This window comes from Mycobacterium sp. NGS40, from assembly GCF_059812735.1.
In genome coordinates this window covers 246,382-262,261 of the sequence record NZ_JCALDG010000006.1, presented here as the reverse complement: position 1 = coordinate 262,261, position 15,880 = coordinate 246,382, and the positions used below count along the sequence as shown (strand labels likewise).

Annotated in this window: 15 protein-coding genes and 2 pseudogenes; 8 read left to right on the top strand and 9 right to left on the bottom strand. The window is 64.7% G+C overall.

What is annotated here, in order from left to right:
* Positions 1-41: 41 nt before the first annotated feature.
* Genes AC5Y5O_RS12245 through AC5Y5O_RS12235 form a run of 3 tightly spaced genes read left to right on the top strand, consistent with a single transcriptional unit; the run spans position 42 to position 3,571 of the window.
* Positions 42-179, top strand: a complete 138-nt coding sequence (locus AC5Y5O_RS12245; RefSeq protein ID WP_500025385.1) for a hypothetical protein — start codon at positions 42-44, stop codon at positions 177-179.
* A 3-nt stretch (positions 180-182) separates the two neighbouring features.
* Positions 183-2,075, top strand: coding sequence for an NADH-quinone oxidoreductase subunit L (gene nuoL, locus AC5Y5O_RS12240; RefSeq protein ID WP_500025382.1), 1,893 nt, complete (start codon positions 183-185; stop codon positions 2,073-2,075).
* The gene (locus AC5Y5O_RS12235) at positions 2,072-3,571 is read left to right on the top strand and encodes an NADH-quinone oxidoreductase subunit M (protein ID WP_500025380.1); all 1,500 of its coding nucleotides are present in this window, start codon (positions 2,072-2,074) and stop codon (positions 3,569-3,571) included. Before nuoL ends, AC5Y5O_RS12235 begins: the two co-directional genes overlap by 4 nt.
* On the opposite strand, the gene AC5Y5O_RS12230 is transcribed toward AC5Y5O_RS12235, so the two are convergent.
* The 5 genes and pseudogenes from AC5Y5O_RS12230 to nicT form a co-directional block, all read right to left on the bottom strand.
* Positions 3,568-4,455 (bottom strand): phosphoribulokinase, encoded by an 888-nt coding sequence (locus AC5Y5O_RS12230; protein ID WP_096287470.1) that lies wholly within the window; start codon positions 4,453-4,455, stop codon positions 3,568-3,570. The two genes, AC5Y5O_RS12235 and AC5Y5O_RS12230, sit on opposite strands and share 4 nt — an antisense overlap.
* 31 nt (positions 4,456-4,486) lie before the next feature.
* Entirely contained in the window at positions 4,487-5,560 is a 1,074-nt protein-coding gene (locus AC5Y5O_RS12225) for a class 1 fructose-bisphosphatase (protein ID WP_096287472.1), read from the bottom strand.
* 158 nt (positions 5,561-5,718) lie between these two features.
* Positions 5,719-6,498, bottom strand: a pseudogene (locus AC5Y5O_RS12220) (HAD-IIA family hydrolase); the annotation flags it as partial.
* Between the two features lie 5 nt (positions 6,499-6,503).
* A pseudogene (locus AC5Y5O_RS12215) lies at positions 6,504-6,620 on the bottom strand (hypothetical protein); the annotation flags it as partial.
* 165 nt (positions 6,621-6,785) lie between these two features.
* The gene (gene nicT, locus AC5Y5O_RS12210) at positions 6,786-7,916 is read right to left on the bottom strand and encodes a Nickel transporter NicT (RefSeq protein WP_500025376.1); all 1,131 of its coding nucleotides are present in this window, start codon (positions 7,914-7,916) and stop codon (positions 6,786-6,788) included.
* 242 nt (positions 7,917-8,158) lie between these two features.
* Between nicT and AC5Y5O_RS12205 the strand changes: the two genes are divergently transcribed.
* Positions 8,159-8,581: a BlaI/MecI/CopY family transcriptional regulator gene (locus tag AC5Y5O_RS12205; protein ID WP_096291105.1), complete on the top strand. Its 423-nt coding sequence runs from the start codon at positions 8,159-8,161 to the stop codon at positions 8,579-8,581.
* A gap of 65 nt (positions 8,582-8,646) precedes the next feature.
* Here AC5Y5O_RS12205 and AC5Y5O_RS12200 read toward each other — a convergent pair whose 3' ends face one another.
* A complete protein-coding gene (locus AC5Y5O_RS12200) occupies positions 8,647-9,855 on the bottom strand; it encodes a glycoside hydrolase family 76 protein (protein ID WP_500025374.1) in 1,209 nt (402 codons plus the stop codon).
* A 299-nt stretch (positions 9,856-10,154) separates the two neighbouring features.
* Between AC5Y5O_RS12200 and AC5Y5O_RS12195 the strand changes: the two genes are divergently transcribed.
* Positions 10,155-10,451, top strand: a complete 297-nt coding sequence (locus AC5Y5O_RS12195) for a DUF3349 domain-containing protein (RefSeq protein WP_500025442.1) — start codon at positions 10,155-10,157, stop codon at positions 10,449-10,451.
* 261 nt (positions 10,452-10,712) lie between these two features.
* On the opposite strand, the gene AC5Y5O_RS12190 is transcribed toward AC5Y5O_RS12195, so the two are convergent.
* Entirely contained in the window at positions 10,713-11,111 is a 399-nt protein-coding gene (locus AC5Y5O_RS12190) for a DUF732 domain-containing protein (RefSeq protein WP_500025372.1), read from the bottom strand.
* Positions 11,112-11,330: 219 nt separating this feature from the next.
* On the opposite strand from AC5Y5O_RS12190, the gene AC5Y5O_RS12185 reads away from it, so the two are divergent.
* From AC5Y5O_RS12185 to AC5Y5O_RS12175, 3 genes are all read left to right on the top strand, one after another.
* The gene (locus AC5Y5O_RS12185) at positions 11,331-11,753 is read left to right on the top strand and encodes a hypothetical protein (protein ID WP_500025370.1); all 423 of its coding nucleotides are present in this window, start codon (positions 11,331-11,333) and stop codon (positions 11,751-11,753) included.
* A gap of 136 nt (positions 11,754-11,889) precedes the next feature.
* Positions 11,890-13,362, top strand: coding sequence for a biotin carboxylase (locus AC5Y5O_RS12180; protein WP_500025368.1), 1,473 nt, complete (start codon positions 11,890-11,892; stop codon positions 13,360-13,362).
* A complete protein-coding gene (locus AC5Y5O_RS12175) occupies positions 13,359-14,540 on the top strand; it encodes a serine hydrolase domain-containing protein (RefSeq protein ID WP_096287484.1) in 1,182 nt (393 codons plus the stop codon). The genes AC5Y5O_RS12180 and AC5Y5O_RS12175 overlap by 4 nt, the downstream gene beginning before the upstream one ends.
* Positions 14,541-14,567: 27 nt before the next feature.
* On the opposite strand, the gene AC5Y5O_RS12170 is transcribed toward AC5Y5O_RS12175, so the two are convergent.
* Together AC5Y5O_RS12170 and AC5Y5O_RS12165 are read right to left on the bottom strand one after the other, a co-directional pair.
* Entirely contained in the window at positions 14,568-15,227 is a 660-nt protein-coding gene (locus AC5Y5O_RS12170) for an enoyl-CoA hydratase/isomerase family protein (protein WP_096287485.1), read from the bottom strand.
* The gene (locus AC5Y5O_RS12165) at positions 15,224-15,862 is read right to left on the bottom strand and encodes a TetR/AcrR family transcriptional regulator (RefSeq protein ID WP_096287487.1); all 639 of its coding nucleotides are present in this window, start codon (positions 15,860-15,862) and stop codon (positions 15,224-15,226) included. The genes AC5Y5O_RS12170 and AC5Y5O_RS12165 overlap by 4 nt, the downstream gene beginning before the upstream one ends.
* Positions 15,863-15,880 lie beyond the last annotated feature (18 nt).

Genomic DNA, 15,880 nt, shown 5'->3' with positions numbered 1-15,880 from the left:
GGAATGCGCAAGCTACAGGTGTGGATCCCCATCTTCTCATCATGGTTCTCGTAGTGGTCGCGGCAGCGGTGGTGTGCGAGGTGGCGGTCTCGCTGACCGCCACCATGGTTTCGGGCCGTGACGATCACCGCGCCAACCCGGGCGTCGACGTGGACGACGTCAAAACGCGCAGGCATTGACGAATGGCGCCGCTCATGTGGTTGGTGATTGTGTTGCCATTGGCCGGTGCGGCGATCATGCTGCTCGGCGGAAAGCGCACCGATGCCTGGGGCCACCTGCTTGGATGCGCCACCGTGCTGATGTCTTTCGGCTGGGGGCTATGGCTTTTCGCAGGCATGTTGCAGCGCGCCGCGCCGGATCGCGTACTGCACGAGACATTGTTCACCTGGGTGCCGATGGCCACGCTCAATGTCGACTTCGGTCTACAACTGGATGCTCTGAGCGTGTGTTTCGTCCTGCTGATCACCAGTGTCGGTGCGTTGATCCACCTGTATTCGATCGGCTATATGCGCGATGACCCGGCGCGACGCCGATTCTTCGGCTACCTGAACCTGTTCGTGGCGGCGATGCTGTTGTTGGTGATGGCCGACAACTATCTCGGACTCTACTTGGGCTGGGAAGGTGTCGGTTTGGCGTCGTACCTACTGATCGGATTCTGGTCGGATAGACCGGCCGCGGCGACCGCGGCCAAGAAGGCTTTTATCGTCAACCGGGTTGGTGACGTGGGGTTGGCGCTGGCGATGATGATGATGTTCGCCAACCTCGGGAACCTTTCCTATGCAGGGGTATTCGGCCAGCTGGCGTCGGCTTCACAGCACACGCTGACTCTGATCGGCTTGGCCTTGCTGCTGGCGGCGTGTGGCAAGTCCGCGCAGGTTCCGTTGCAGTCGTGGCTTGGCGACGCGATGGAGGGGCCGACTCCGGTCAGTGCGTTGATCCACGCGGCGACCATGGTTACCGCCGGTGTGTATTTGATCGTGCGCTCGGGTCCCGTGTTCGATGCGGCCCCCATCGCCCGTACTGCGGTGGTGATCGTCGGGGCGGTGACACTGCTATTCGGTGCGATCGTCGGCTGCGCCAAGGACGACATCAAGAAAGCCCTTGCGGCTTCGACCATGTCGCAGATCGGGTACATGGTCCTGGCCGCCGGTGTGGGACCGGCCGGTTACGCCGTGGCGATCATGCATCTGCTCACGCATGGCTTCTTCAAAGCCGGGCTTTTCTTGGGCGCCGGATCAGTGATGCACGGTATGGATGACGAGACCGATATGCGCCGTTACGGCGGACTGCGCAGGGCGATGCCGATCACCTTCGCCACCTTCGGGCTCGGTTATCTGGCCATTATCGGAGCCCCGCCCCTGGCCGGGTTCTACTCCAAGGACGCGATCATCGAAACTGCCTTCGCGGCAGGCGGTATCCGCGGTGCGCTGCTGGGCACCGCGGCGCTGCTCGGCGCCGGGTTGACGGCGTTCTACATGACCCGGGTCATGGTGATGACATTTTTCGGCCAACCTCGCTGGCGCCCGGACTCCCACCCCCATGAATCACCCGTCGTCATGACGGTACCCATGATGGTGCTGGCCCTGGGCTCACTCGGTGCCGGGGCGGCCCTTGCCGTCGGTGGAACCCTGCAACGCTGGCTGCAACCGGTGACCGACGCGAACCACTCGGCTGAGTTGGCGCCGCCCGGGCCCGGCTGGGCGCTCACGGGTATCACATTGACCATCGTCGCTCTCGGCGTCGCCGTCGGTTATCGCAGCTACGGCGCTCGCCCGGTGTCGACCGCCGCCTCGGAGTGGGTGTCGATCTTGGTCGTCGCGGCTCGCCGCGATCTGTTTGGCGACAGCGTGAACGAGGCCGCGTTCATGCGGCCCGGCCAACGCCTTTCGCGGCACCTGGTCGACGTGGAACGTCTGCGAATCGACGCCGCGGTCGAAGGCATTGCGCGCCTCGTCGGTGGTGGCTCGACACAGATCCGCAGGGCCCAGACTGGATTCGCGCGCTCGTATGCGCTGGCGATCTTCCTCGGAGCCACCATGCTGCTGTTGAGCATGGTGGTGGGGAAGCTGGCATGAGTCAGTTCCCCTTATTGAGTGCCTTGTGGCTGACGCCTCTGGTGGGAGCGTTTCTGGTCCTGTCGATGCCGGCCAACCGGCCGACGGCGGTCAAGTACGCCGCTGTCGGCGTCTCCACCGGCGTGCTGGTGATCGCCGGCACGTTGACCGTTCTCTTCGATCCGGCGGAACCCCGCTACCAGTTCGTCGAAAGCCAGCCATGGATAAGGTCTTTCGGGGCCGGATACGTCGTCGGTGTCGATGGCGTCGCCTTGGTGCTGGTGATCTTGACGACGGTGCTGATGCCGTTCCTACTGATCGCCGGGTGGAACGACGCCGAACAACCGCGCGGCTATCTGGCGCTGATACTGGTGGTCGAGTCGATGATGCTCGTCTCGCTGCTTGCGCTGGACGTCCTGCTCTTCTTCGTCTTCTTCGAAGCGATGCTGGTCCCCATGTTTTTCTTGATCGGCCGTTACGGGGGCCCGGGCGCCCCTCGTGCCGCGCTGAAGTTCCTGCTGTACAGCCTGTTTGGTGGATTGCTGATGCTGGCCGCCCTGATCGGATTGAACCTGGCGATGGGCGGAACTTTCGATTTCCGCGCCATGGTGGCCACGGTAACCTCCGGTGGCATCGCATCCAGTCCCGCGGTCATGCACCTGATCTTTCTCGGCTTCATGTTCGCCTTCGCCGTCAAGGCGCCGCTGTGGCCACTGCACACCTGGTTGCCGAGGGTAGCCACCGAAGCGTCGCCGGTGACCGCGGTGTTGATGATGGCCGTCGTCGACAAGATCGGTACCTTCGGGATGCTCCGTTACTGCCTGAAACTATTTCCCGACAGCGCAATTCAGTTTCGGCCGTTGGTTGCGACGCTCGCGGTTGTCGCGATCATCTACGGCGCTTTGGTCGCCATCGGGCAGCGCGACATCATGAGCGTGATCGCCTACACGTCGATCAGCCATTTCGGCTTCATCGTCCTGGGTCTTTTCGTCATGACGGAACAGGGTCAATCCGGCGCGACGCTGTACATGGTCAACCACGGCGTGGCGACCGCTGCATTGTTTCTGACTGCCGGATTTCTGGTGTTGCGTAAGGGCACCCGCCTTATCGCGGAGTACGGCGGAATACAGCAGGTCGCTCCGGTGCTGGCCGGAACGTTCCTGATCGCCGGCCTGGCTTCGCTGGCCTTGCCCGGGCTGGCGCCCTTCGTCAGCGAGTTTTTGGTGTTGGTCGGCACGTTTACCCGGTACCCCGCGTTTGCGGTGGTGGCCGCGACTGCGCTGGTGCTTTCCGCGATTTACGTTCTTTGGCTATACCAGCGGGTGATGACGGGCCCCAAGCGGCAAGAAGACGCTGCGCTGCGTGATTTGCGGCCACGTGAACTGGCCGTTGTCGTTCCGTTGCTGGTGCTGCTTGTCGTCCTGGGTGTGTATCCGAAACCCGCTCTGGACGTGATCAATCCGGCGGTCGCCCACACCGGGACCGATGCGGTTGCGCCACCGCCGAGGCGAGGTTAGTGCGCCGCCGACAGCTGCGCTTTGCGTAGTTCCAGCAGACGCAGCACCATCGGCGTGAAGATCAGCTGCATGGCCAGATCCATCTTGCCACCGGGGCACACGATGGTGTTCGGGCGCGACATGAACGAATCATGCAACATGGCAAGCAGATACGGAAAGTCGATGCCGTGCGGGTCGCGGAATCGGATGATCAGCATCGATTCGTCGGCGGTCGGTATCGACCGGGCGATGAAGGGGTTGGACGTGTCGACGACCGGTACCCGCTGGAAATTGACGTCGGTGTGCGAGAACTGGGTGCACATGTAGTTCAGATAGTCAGGCATGCGTCGCAGAATGGTGTCGGTCACCGCTTCCGAGGTGTACCCGCGGGTCACTTTGTCGCGGTGCAACTTCTGGATCCATTCGAGGTTGATCACCGGCACCACGCCGATCCGCAGGTCGGCATGCGCAGCGACGTCCACCTCGTCGGTGACGATCGCGCCGTGTAGCCCTTCGTAGAAGAGCATGTCGGTGTCCTCGGGAATCTCCTCCCACGGCGTGAAGGTACCCGGCTCCTGTCCATAGGGTTCGGCCTCTTGTTCGTCATGCAGGTAGCGCCGCACCTTGCCGGTACCCGTCTCGCCGTAGGTCTCGAATAGGTTTTGCAGATCGTCGAACAGGTTGGCCTCCGGACCGAAATGGCTGAACGAGTGATCGCCGCGCGCGTGTGCGTCGGCGATCGCGGCCTTCATCGCGACTCGGTCGTAGCGGTGAAAGCTGTCGCCCTCGACGAACGCGACATTGATGCCTTCGCGGCGGAAGATCTGATCGAAGGTCCGCATGACGGAGGTTGTCCCCGCCCCGGAGGATCCGGTAACCGAGATGATCGGGTGCAGACGCGACATATGTTGCCTCCAAGAATGATTGAACGATTGATTAGCCGACTACGCTGCGGTACAGGCCGCGGACGCCGTATAGCGGTGACGTGGACGGCCGTACGTAGTCCTGGCGGTGGTAGTCCTCGATCAGCTTGACCTCGTCGCACGCCCCGAATATCAGAGGCACCCGCTGATGGAGGCTTGTCGGGACGACGTCGAGGAGGCGTCGACGGCCGGTGCTGGCGGCCCCGCCCGCCTGCTCGACCAAGAACGCGATCGGGCTGGCTTCGTACAGCAGTCGAAGGCGTCCCGGCTTCTCCGGGTCCTTGGTGTCACGCGGGTACAGGAATACGCCGCCGCGGCTCAGGATTCGGTGTGTCTCCGCGACGAGCGACGCGACCCACCGCATGTTGAAGTCCTTGCCGCGTGGACCGGTCCGGCCGGCCAAGCACTCGTCGATGTATCGCTGGACCGCGGGCTCCCAGAACCGCCTGTTCGAGGCATTGATAGCGAACTCGCGCGTGGAATTCGGGATTTGGATCGACGGGCGGGTCAGGACGAATTCCCCGAGCGTGGGATCCAACGTGAAGGCGTGTACGCCGGTACCCACCGTCAGCACCAGCATGGTCGACGGACCGTAGATCGCGTAGCCGGCGCACACTTGCTGAGAGCCGGGCTGTAGGAAGTCCTCGAGCGACGGGTCCGCACCTGGACTGGCCGCGCGCAGGATCGAAAAGATACTTCCCACCGACACATTGACGTCGATATTCGACGAGCCGTCGAGCGGATCAAAGACCAGCAGGTACTTGCCGCGCGGATATTGCGCGGGCAGTAGATACGGATCGGCCAGCTCCTCGGAGGCCATTCCCGCCACCTGACCACCCCACTCGTTGGCGCGCAGGAAGTAGTCGTTGGCCAGTAAATCCAGCTTTTGCTGCTCCTCGCCCTGGACGTTCACCACATTGGCGGCACCCAAGACACCGCCGAGCTCGCCCTGCGCCACCCGGGTCGAAATGGCTTTGCAGGCAAGGGCGACGTCGAGAATCAGCGAGTTCAGTTCGCCACTGGCTTCAGGGTGGCGTCGGCGTTCCTCGATCAGGAACTTGACCAGCGTGGTGTGACGGGTGAGCATGCGCGGGAACCTCCGGCGGGCAGCAGGATACCTACCCATGGTCGGACCGGCGAGACGTTCGTTCATCCCCCGGTCGGGTGGTCAGGCGGGGGCACGCGGGCGCCGACCCGTCACGATGGCCGGATTTACCGGCGGTGAAAGCTGAGACTTGCCGGGTCGTCGTGATGGATCCCGCGCAGGTCCGCAGCGATGTACGTTGGCTGGTGTGCCGGCTGCGCACACGCCGCGTCGGCTGCGCTACTCACCCCGCTTAGCACCAACAGGCTGGGCAGCCCGGCCGAGTTCGCACCGGCTATGTCGGTGTCGAGCCGGTCTCCGACCATCAACGGCCGCTGAAAGTCGCCGCGAGACAGCGCTTCCCGGAAGATGAAGCCGTGTGGCTTGCCGACTACTCGCGGTTCGGCGCCGGTTGCCGCACGCAGCGCCGCCACCAGAGAACCGTTTCCGGGCACCAGGCCACGCTCGGTCGGCAGGGTGAGATCGGGGTTGGTTGCAATCCACGGTGTCCCGGCGCCAATCGCCAGGGCCGCCTCGGCCAGATCACGCCAACCGATGTCCGGGGCGAATCCCTGGACCACCGCATCCGGGCCGTCGGCCCACCGCCGGATGGGCTGCAGGCCAACCTCGTTGACGTCGGCTGCCAGTGCGTCCGAGCCGATGACCAGCACCCGCGAGCCCGGGGTCAACTCGGCACCCAGCAGAAGTGCCGCGCACCGGCCGCTGGTGACTACGTCGTGCGGACTCGCGTCAAAGCCCAACTCGCACAGGTGTCGTGCGACCTCGGCTGCGCTGCGTGACGCGTTGTTCGTCAAGAAAAGGTTGCGGGTGGTGGTCCGCGAAAGTGCTTCAGCGACGCCGTCGATCGCGCGTGCTCCGCGAAACAGCGTGCCGTCCAGGTCGAGTAATAAGCAGTCGTGCGACGTTGCGAGCGAGACCACGGACGTCACCGCTGGTGCGGCGGCGTGCCGACCAGTGTGACCAGGTCAACGAGTCGGTTGGAGTATCCCCGCTCGTTGTCGTACCACGACACGATCTTGGCCTGGTTGTCGATCACCTTGGTCTTTCTGCAGATTCGGCCACGCCGACAGGCGCAGCCGGGGGTTGGCGATACCCTACGGTCGGCCTTAGCCTGGTCTTCACCCCTGAATGGGGGAGACGAAAGAGTAACTGCTGGAAAGGATGTCGCCCGCCGCCCAGCACGTGCGGACGCGGATACCCGGCGAATCTAGGGCGTGCTGTCCGAAGGGGCGGTCCATTTCTCTTCGATGCGGCCATAGCGCCACACGAGCAGCGCCAGCGCCCAGGTGGCGACGAAGAGTGCGACCACGACGAACCCGGCGGTGTTGAGGTCGAGGCCGGTGAGCCAGTCCCAGACTGGGCCCCGCCATCCCAGTTGTTCGGTGAACAGGTTGAGCAGTTCGATGCTGCCGATCACCCACGCGACGACGACGGACAGACCTGTGATCGTGATGTTGTAGTAGATCTTGCGTACCGGGTTGGAAAACGCCCAGCCGTAGGCGAAGTTCATGAACGAGCCGTCGATGGTGTCCAGCAGGCACATGCCCGCGGCGAACAACACCGGCAAACACAGGATCGCGTACCAGGGCAGCCCGGCGGCGGCGCTGGTGCCGGCCAGCACCAGCAGGGCGACCTCGGTGGCGGTGTCGAAACCGAGGCCGAACAGCAGGCCGATCGGGTACATGTGCCAGGACTTGGTGATCGAACGGGTTAGTCTGCCCAGGAAGCGGTTGAGAAATCCGCGATGCTCCAGTTGCCGTTCCAGTTCGGCGGCATCGGTGCGCGGGTCGTATTGGCCGCGGCGCAATCGCAGGAAGACCCGCAGGATTCCGACCAGCACAATGGCGTTGAGGATGGCGATCAGGTAGAGGAACACCCCCGAGACGCTGGTGCCGATCAGTCCGGTGTAGTGATGCAGCGCCGAGGAGTCGTCCTGGACCGGCCCGACGATCGCCTTGGTCCCGATGGCCAGCAGCATCGCCAGCGTGAACACCACGGTGGAGTGGCCCAGTGAAAAGAAGAACCCGACGGCCAGGGGGCGCTGGCCGTCGCTCATCAGCTTGCGGGTGGTGTTGTCGATGGCGGCGATGTGGTCGGCGTCGAAGGCGTGCCGCAGACCCAGCGCGTAGGCGGTCAGCCCGACGCCGATGCCAAAGGCCTTGCCGCCCACGCTTAGTCGTGCCGGCTCAACTATCAGCAGCAGGGTGGACCAGCCGACGAGATGCAGCGCCACGATCACGGCGACCATGACTGAAACGCGCCGCCACTCCTGCGGCGTTAATGCGCTCTGCCATCCAAAGCGCAGTGAGCGTTTCCGTTCACCGACACCATCTACCACGAAGCGGCTCCTTTGGCGCGGCTTGCAACCCCATGCAAAAGTAGTGCCGACGATGAATTAGTTGCAAGTGATTCGCAGGACATTCCCGCGTAAGTTTGCGACCGACAGTCAACCGTTTCACACATCGACCCGCTCGGTGCGCTCACCCCGTGCATCCACCCGATGGGTGACGCCTCACGGCCGCCGTCGTCGCTACCGTTGCCCCGGTGGAACCGGAACTGATCCGGGGCAGGAGTGTGGTCATGCCGGACCGGAGGCTGGTGGGTCCGCTCGAACGCTGCGTGATGGAGCGGCTGTGGAGCGATCCGGGGCCCAAGACCGTACGTGAGATACACCTCGCGGTTTCTATGAGACGCAATCTCGCGTACACCACGGTGATGACGGTCCTGCGCCGACTCGCAGCTAAAGGCCTCGTCGTCCAATACCGCAACGATCGTGCCTACCGATACAGTGCGGCGCAGGGCCTCGACGAGTTGGTCGCCGAGTTGATGCTCGGTGCGCTGGCCGAGATCGCCGATTCAACGGGCCGCCGCGCCGCGTTGTCTCACTTCGTCGATAGCGTCGGAGCAGACAACGTGCGCCTGCTTGCGCAGGCGCTCGAAAGGCTGGAGACCGAGTCCAAGTTCGGCGCGGCTGAGTCAGCTACGCAAACTCGAAGCGAGTGAGGTGACCGCAGGTTCGCGGCTTGGGCGCGCCGGTGGGGCGTGGAGGACTTTGGGCCGGCGCGAGCTCAGTGCCCGGCGGCGGTCAGCTGGTGATCCGCCTCGAGCAGCATCCAGGCGCTCAGCTGTATCGAGAGATCGCGGCTGGGGTTCGGCGGGGATGCGTGCGCCGAGTCCGCGAACTGGGTGAAGCTTTCCAGACCCGCCGGCGCGGTGACCGGGCGGTTCCAATGCGCACCGAACAGTGGCAGCCCGTCCACTTCGGCGCGGTTGTCCCAGGCGGCCCGCGCCGAGGCGTGCACGAGCTGCGCGGCGACGCTGTCACCCAGAGCCAGCGCGGTCTGAGCGAGATACCGGGCGAGAATGCCCATGAACAGCCCGGAGTCGTTGCCGGCGCACCCGGCGATCACACTCCCGTCGGCGAGCCTGTTGGAGGTTCCGGCGACCAGCGCCGCCGCGCGGTCGCGATGGCTCGGATCGTTTGTGCGCAGCGCCAATTCGGTCTCCAGCCCGATGGCCACGCCCTGACAGTAGGTCAGCAGCGAGCGGTCCATCCGCCCGCTGGGTTCGTGCACGCCGTCGAAGATCAGACCGCTTTCGCTGTCGCGCAGCCGGGTGTGCAGATAGTCGGCGAGTCGTTCGGCGCGGGACAAATTACCCAGGCGCGCCATCGCAATGCCGGTCGGACCAACCCCGGAGGTGCTGTAGTAGTCGTGGCCGATCTTCCACGGCACTGCGCCGACGGCCGGGTTCCAGCCATTGAGCAGGGCGGTCCGCAGCTTCGGAACCGCGTCGCCGAACCGGACGCCGAGCAGCCTGTCGGCGCGTTCGAGCGCGAGCACCAGCCACGACATGTCGTCGCAATACGAATTGGTCCAGCTGGCCAAATTGCGGGTGTGAATGCCGCGCGCGATGGCGCCGATGCGGTCGATGCGTTCGGGGGTGCGTGCGCGGTACGCGGCATCCACGGCGCAGTCCAGCAAGTGCGCCTGCCACCAGTAACACCAACGGAACAACAACAATTGGTCGAACACGGACGACGGCCAGTGCAGCGTGCCCAGTTGCATCCCCGACTGCCACCAGAGTGTGTGCACGTGTCGTTCCGTCACCGCCCGCTCCGCCAGGTCCGCGCGCTCCGCGGGTCCCACCGGCCCGGGGGACGACTTCTGCATGATCGCCGACGCTTGTGTCGGCTGGTTCACCGCGGTCAGCGCGATGGCACCCGCGACCGCGAAAAGCAGTCCGCGTCGGCTGATCCCGCTGTTCGGGCGATCCATCCGCTCGAGCTCCCCTTTACTGAACAACGATCGGCGGCCGGAAACCGTGCAGCCGAATTTTATTCTGACATCGACGAAACCCTGAAGGACCAGAAAACCGGGCGCGTCCGTCCATCGACTCGGCGACCGGCAGTTCAGGACGACGCACGCGGCAACCTTAAGCGGACCGGTACAAACGGTGGCCCCGTTGGACAGACTGTTAACAGGCCGTTTCTGATGGGTGAAAGGGGTTCCCCCCTTGTGGTGGGACCAGCAAGGGTTGTTAACCAGGGAGTCGAAGAGCGGGGGAGTCGATGTCGCTGTCGGATGTAGTGATGCGGGCGGTCGGTTTCCTGCGGGCCGGCTACCCCGAAGGTATTCCGACGCGTGACTACGTGCCGCTACTCGCCCTGCTTCGTCGCCGCCTTTCCGACGACGATGTCATCGCGGTCGCCGCTGCGGTGATCTCCCGCAACAACACGTCGGTGGACGTCACGGATGTGCGAGTCGCAATCACCAAGCTGACCGATGAGATGCCGTCGCCCGAAGACACCGAGCGGGTCAAGCGGCGACTGGCCGCGGTCGGCTGGCCAGTCGACGACGAGGTCGAAAGTTGATCCCGACGAATACGGCTGGGGCACAACCAGTTTCGCTGGCCATGGTAGGCGCATCGGTCTCTTATAAAACCGTTTCCGAGTGCGGCAAATGTAGCCACACCGCTTGCGGCCACGGTTGTCGGTTACGCGATACTGGTCGGCGCATCCTGGGCGCAGGCGCCGCTGCCACGAACCATGGCACGGCACAGGGTGTTTCGGGGACTGGCACGCCTTATTGATGCCCGCAACAAGCAGAAAGTATGAAATCGTTGTGCTGCACCACTAGCTGGGGATTTGGCCTTGATGACTGGGGCAGTAGACCGTCACTGATGCCGTGACGAATTTGACCGCGGTGCGGGTGACGCGATCGGGGACCAGATGTAAGGACGGACTGCCCGAGTAGGTCGTGTTCGTCTCCTCGTCGACGACGGACTGGAACGAGGCGCCGCGATCGAGTTCGCCACAGATTTCGCGAGCCCGATAGACCAGCCCGGGCACGTTGTCGATGACGGGAATCTGTAGCTGCGCGAGCGTCGCCACGAACTGATCTTCCTGCGCATCGGCGCCCGCTGCGCCGGCACAGGTGATCGCGACGGAAAGCGCCGTCGAGGCGCTGACCATAGCGCCTGCAAACCTGCTGATGTGGATGCGCACGGCACGTTCCCGCTTCGTCGGTGTCACCTGCCCGCGTCTCATTAGATCGACACCAACCGGTAACAATGGAGGCAACTAGCGCCTGCAATGATGGAAATCGTAACTGGCTGCAACCGTGAATCACCACTCGGCTTTCGCGCGCACTCGCAGATGAGGGGAGGGGCGCGACGGTCGCGCAGGGGTATGACCGAATCGAACCGTAGCGAGATGTGGCCGTCTGACACGACGGCTACCCGCAGGCGGCCGGTGCCTGCTCTGGTTGTGGTGATCGCGGCCCTGATCAGCTCGAGTGTGGCGAGTGGGCCGATGCACCGGGCTGCCGTCGGCATCCCGAACGGGGCCCGTTCGGCAAACATTTCCCCAACCGGCGAGCGTGGCGTGCTGCTTATCGGACAGCTCGGCCCGGCTCCCCTGGGGGACATCACACCGGATCCGCCGCCGGGCATCCCGGCCCCGACGGCAAAGCCGCTCGAGCCGCCCGTGGCGGCGCCGCCACCGCGAGCACAACAGCCGCAAGCCCCTAAACCGCAACCCCAGGCACCCGCACCCCAGGAGCAAGCACCCGCACCAGCGCCGGAGGCGCCCCCGCCGCCGCCCCCACCGCCGCCGCCGCCGCAACCTCCGCCGTCGCCGCGCCCCCCGGGAGGCCACGTCCAGCTCTCGCCCTGAGGCAGACGACGCGTGGAACGGGATGCTCCGAGAGGCTGCGCACGGCAAGCGGCAAGGGCACACTTGTGGGCATGCAGATACCTCAGCTCACCGTGTTGACCGAAACCGCCCGAGCCGCGACATCACCGCGGCAGGCGTGATCGTGGCGCCGGGGCCCGAGCGTCGGGTGCTGAACGGTTTGTCGGATATACGCGCGTTCTTTCACACGAACAAGGTGCCGCTGTACTTCATCTCGCCGACCCCGTTCAATTTGCTCGGCGTTGACCGCTGGATACGAAACTTCTTCTACCTCACCTACTTTGACTCCTTCGAGGGCACCCATTCGCGGGTGTTCGTGCCCCGGCGACGCGACCGCCGTGACTTCGACTCGATGGACGAGGTGTGCAGCCATCTGCTGTCCGATCCCGAAACGCTCGAGTTCGTGGCGGGCAAAGGTCCCGGCGGCAAGTGCTGCTTTGTGATGCTGAACGAGGAGATCCAGGCCCTCGCCCGGTCCGCGGGTCTCGAGGTGATGCATCCGCCGATCGAGCTGCGCCAGCGCCTGGGCTCGAAGATCGTCATGACGCGCCTGGCGAACGAGGCGGGTATCCCCAGCGTTCCGAACGTGATCGGGCGGGCCGGCTCCTACGACGAATTGCAGGCGCTGGCACAAAGCGCCGGATTGGGAGACGACCTCGTCATCTCGATCGCGTATGGCAACGCCGGCAGCGGGACGTTCTTCGTGCGCGGTCAGCGCGACTGGGACGAGCACGCGGGTGACCTGACCTCGCAGCAAGAACTCAAGGTGATGAAGCGCATCCGCAATGTCGAGGTCTGCCTCGAGGGTGCTGTGACCCGCCACGGCACGGTGGTCGGCCCCGCGATGACGAGTCTCGTCGGGTACTCGGAGCTCACCCCGAGCCGGGGCAGCTGGTGCGGCAATGACATCTGGCGCGAGGTGCTGCCGCCCGCCCAGACCCACGCCGCGCGAGAAATGGTGGCAAAGCTGGGCGACGTCATGCGCCGCGAGGGCTACCTCGGTTATTTCGAAGTGGATCTTCTGCACGACCTCGACTCCGACCAGCTGTACCTCGGCGAGGTGAATCCGCGGCTGTCCGGCGCCAGCCCGATGACGAACTTGACCACCGAGGCCTACGCCGACATGCCGCTGTTTCTCTTCCACCTGCTCGAGTACATGGACGTGGAGTACGAGCTCGACATCGACGAGATCAACGCGCGCTGGGAGCGGGGTTATGGCGAAGACGAGGTATGGGGCCAGGTGATCATCACGGAGACGTCCCCGGATATCGAGATCTTCACCGCGACGCCACGCACCGGGGTATGGCGCATCGACGACGACGGTCGGGTCTCCTTTTCGCGGACCGCCAACGACTGGGCGACGCTGCTCGACGGCTCCGAGGCCTTTTACATGCGTGTCGCGGCACCCGGCGACTTGCGGTCCGAGGGTGCCCAACTCGGCGTGCTCGTCACTCGCTCACACTTGCAGACCGACGACTATCAGCTCAGCGAGCGCTGCCAGCGCTGGGTCAAGGGGATGAAGGCGAAGTTCGTCTCGACGCCTTTGACGCCGGCCGCGCCGATCGTCTCGCGGCTCGTCGCACGAGCGTGAGCCCCCCGGCCGGTATCTCGCTGGACAACTGGTTGTCGCCGCCGTATGCGCATTGGTCGTTCCAGCACATCGAAGACTTCGTGCCGACAGCGGTGATCCCGCGCGGGGACGGTCCGGTCGCGGCGCTGCCCGCGGCCCGCGCCCCGATCCCCGAGATCCCGGTGATCAGCACCGAAGGGGACGCCACCACCGTGGGAGCGGTGATGACCGGCACCGCGACCGACGGATGGGCCGTCGCCCACCGCGGGTCGATCGTGGCCGAGGAGTACCTCGACGGCATGGGTGCCGAGACCCGGCACTTGCTGTTCTCGGTGAGCAAATCGCTGGTGGGTGCGGTGGTAGGCGCGTTGCACGGCGCCGGTGCGATCGATCTTGACGCGCAGGTCACGAAATACGTTCCCGCTCTTGGGAATTGCGGCTACTCCGGTGCGACGGTGCGCCACCTGCTGGACATGCGGTCGGGTATCGCGTTCTCGGACAACTACCTTCATCCGACCGCGGAGATCCACGTTCTCGACCAGGCGATGGGATGGGCGCCGACGAACCACTCGGACGTCCCGTCCACGCTGCGCGACTTCCTGCTGACCCTGCAGCAGAAGTCGGCACACGGCGGCCCGTTCGAATATCGCTCGTGCGAAACCGACGTGCTCGGCTGGATCTGCGAGGTGGCCGGCGCCCAGCGGATGCCGGCGCTGATGTCGGAGCTGGTGTGGAGCCGCATCGGCGCCCAACGCGATGCCACCATCGCCGTCGACACGGCCGGGACCGGATTCTTCGACGGCGGCATCAACGCCTGTCTGACCGACATGATCCGGTTCGGGTCGCTGTTCTTGCACGACGGTGTCTCGTTGACCGGGCAGCAAGTGGTCCCGGCCGCTTGGATCGCCGACACTGTCGACGGCGGTCCGGATTCGCGTGAAGCGTTTGCCGCCAGCCCCGACGACACCCAGATGCCCGGCGGCATGTACCGCAACCAGGTGTGGTTTCCCTACCCGGGCAACAACATCGTGTTGTGCCAGGGGATGTGTGGCCAGATGATCTACGTCAACCGGGACGCCGAGCTGGTCGCCGCCAAGTTATCCACCCAGCCGGACGCGGGGGACCCGCAGATGCTGTGGGACACGCTGCACGCATTCGACGCGGTGGCAAGGGAATTGGCGGGAATCACGACCGAGTAGTTCACTACTGCATTGCCTTGGCCTGCGTTAGTCGTCCCCCGGCCGCAGGGCCGCGGTGACCGAGGCGTACATCGTGGTCTTGATGGCTCCGAGGGTGCCGCGGTCTTTGCCCAGTAGTGGCTGCAGCCGGCTGACCGCGGCACTGACCACCTCTTCGTCCGGGGCCGTGTCGTCGACGAGGCCGGCGGCGTGCGCATCGGGTCCAGTGAAACGATAGCCGGTCGTCATGGCCGTCACCGCCGTCTGCGGGGACAGTTTGGCTTGCACCAGTGCCGCCATGCCCTTGGTGAAGGGGATCTTGATGTCGACTTCGGGAAAGCAGTAGTAGCCGCGGTCCGATCGCATCACGCGGTAGTCGTGTGCGATGGCCAACATGGCGCCCGCGCCAAAGGCGTGGCCGTTGACCGCAGCGACCGTGGGCCGCGGAAAGGTGAGCAGGCGAGCTAGCAGACGTTGCACCGCTTCGATATACCAATCGCCGCGGCTGCTGTTCGCGGACAGCCAATCGAGGTCGAGACCATTGGAGTAGAACTTGCCGGTGCCCGCCGTGACCAGCGCGTCGGCGTTGTTCTCGATGTCCGTCAGGTGAGAGTTGACGGTGTCCAGCCATTCGGGTGAGAAACGGTTTTCGTCGTCTCCCAACGTCAAAATCGCGATCGACCCATCACGTTCAACCGTCACGCTCATGGTGTGCTCCCGTGTTTCTTCTTGGTGGATGCCTTGATCGGGGGTGTCAGCGTCAGCACGGCACGCACGGCGACGTCGAGCCGTTGCAACGCCGCGCCATCGGGCGGCTCCTGGCCTCGAATCACCAGCGCAGTGGGCAATTCGACGACGCAGGCGCGAATGGCGGCTACCGCGCAGCGGTCCCGCCTGTTCCACATGCGTTCGCTGAGCTCGATGAGCAAACCGCCCAGCTCGTCATCGAGCCGACGCAGATCGTCGGCCAATTCGCTGGGTAGATCACCGGATTCGAAGAGCTCGTCCCGGTGCACCGCGAGCAGGAATCGGGCTGAGAAGGGGTCCTGGCTGAAGAAGGTCGCGGGACATCGGGCGGCCGAGACTACCGCGTCGACCACCGGCTCCCGCGCGGTACCGGACGACAATGCTTGCGCAACCGCGGCACGTTGGACGCTGAGATATCTCTTCGCGGCGCGCAACCACACGTGACCCAGCAACCCCGCGCGCGATCCAAATGCGTGGTAGATCGCCCCATTCGATATCGACGTCGCGTCTGAAAGAGCGCGGATGGTGACGGCACGAGGTCCGGATTCCGCGGCCAGGCGCTCGGCCATATCCATCAACTGGGACAGATCGAGCACCCTGGGGCGAGGCATGTC

What these genes read in the sequence shown, in the direction of transcription:
- AC5Y5O_RS12205 (WP_096291105.1), top strand. Translation starts at nt 8,159, where the DNA reads ATGCCGGACCGGAGGCTGGTGGGTCCGCTCGAACGCTGCGTGATGGAG.
- AC5Y5O_RS12245 (WP_500025385.1), top strand. Translation starts at nt 42, where the DNA reads ATGGTTCTCGTAGTGGTCGCGGCAGCGGTGGTGTGCGAGGTGGCGGTC.
- AC5Y5O_RS12170 (WP_096287485.1), bottom strand. Translation starts at nt 15,227, where the DNA reads ATGAGCGTGACGGTTGAACGTGATGGGTCGATCGCGATTTTGACGTTG.
- AC5Y5O_RS12235 (WP_500025380.1), top strand. Translation starts at nt 2,072, where the DNA reads ATGAGTCAGTTCCCCTTATTGAGTGCCTTGTGGCTGACGCCTCTGGTG.
- AC5Y5O_RS12200 (WP_500025374.1), bottom strand. Translation starts at nt 9,855, where the DNA reads ATGGATCGCCCGAACAGCGGGATCAGCCGACGCGGACTGCTTTTCGCG.
- nuoL (WP_500025382.1), top strand. Translation starts at nt 183, where the DNA reads ATGGCGCCGCTCATGTGGTTGGTGATTGTGTTGCCATTGGCCGGTGCG.
- AC5Y5O_RS12225 (WP_096287472.1), bottom strand. Translation starts at nt 5,560, where the DNA reads ATGCTCACCCGTCACACCACGCTGGTCAAGTTCCTGATCGAGGAACGC.
- AC5Y5O_RS12230 (WP_096287470.1), bottom strand. Translation starts at nt 4,455, where the DNA reads ATGTCGCGTCTGCACCCGATCATCTCGGTTACCGGATCCTCCGGGGCG.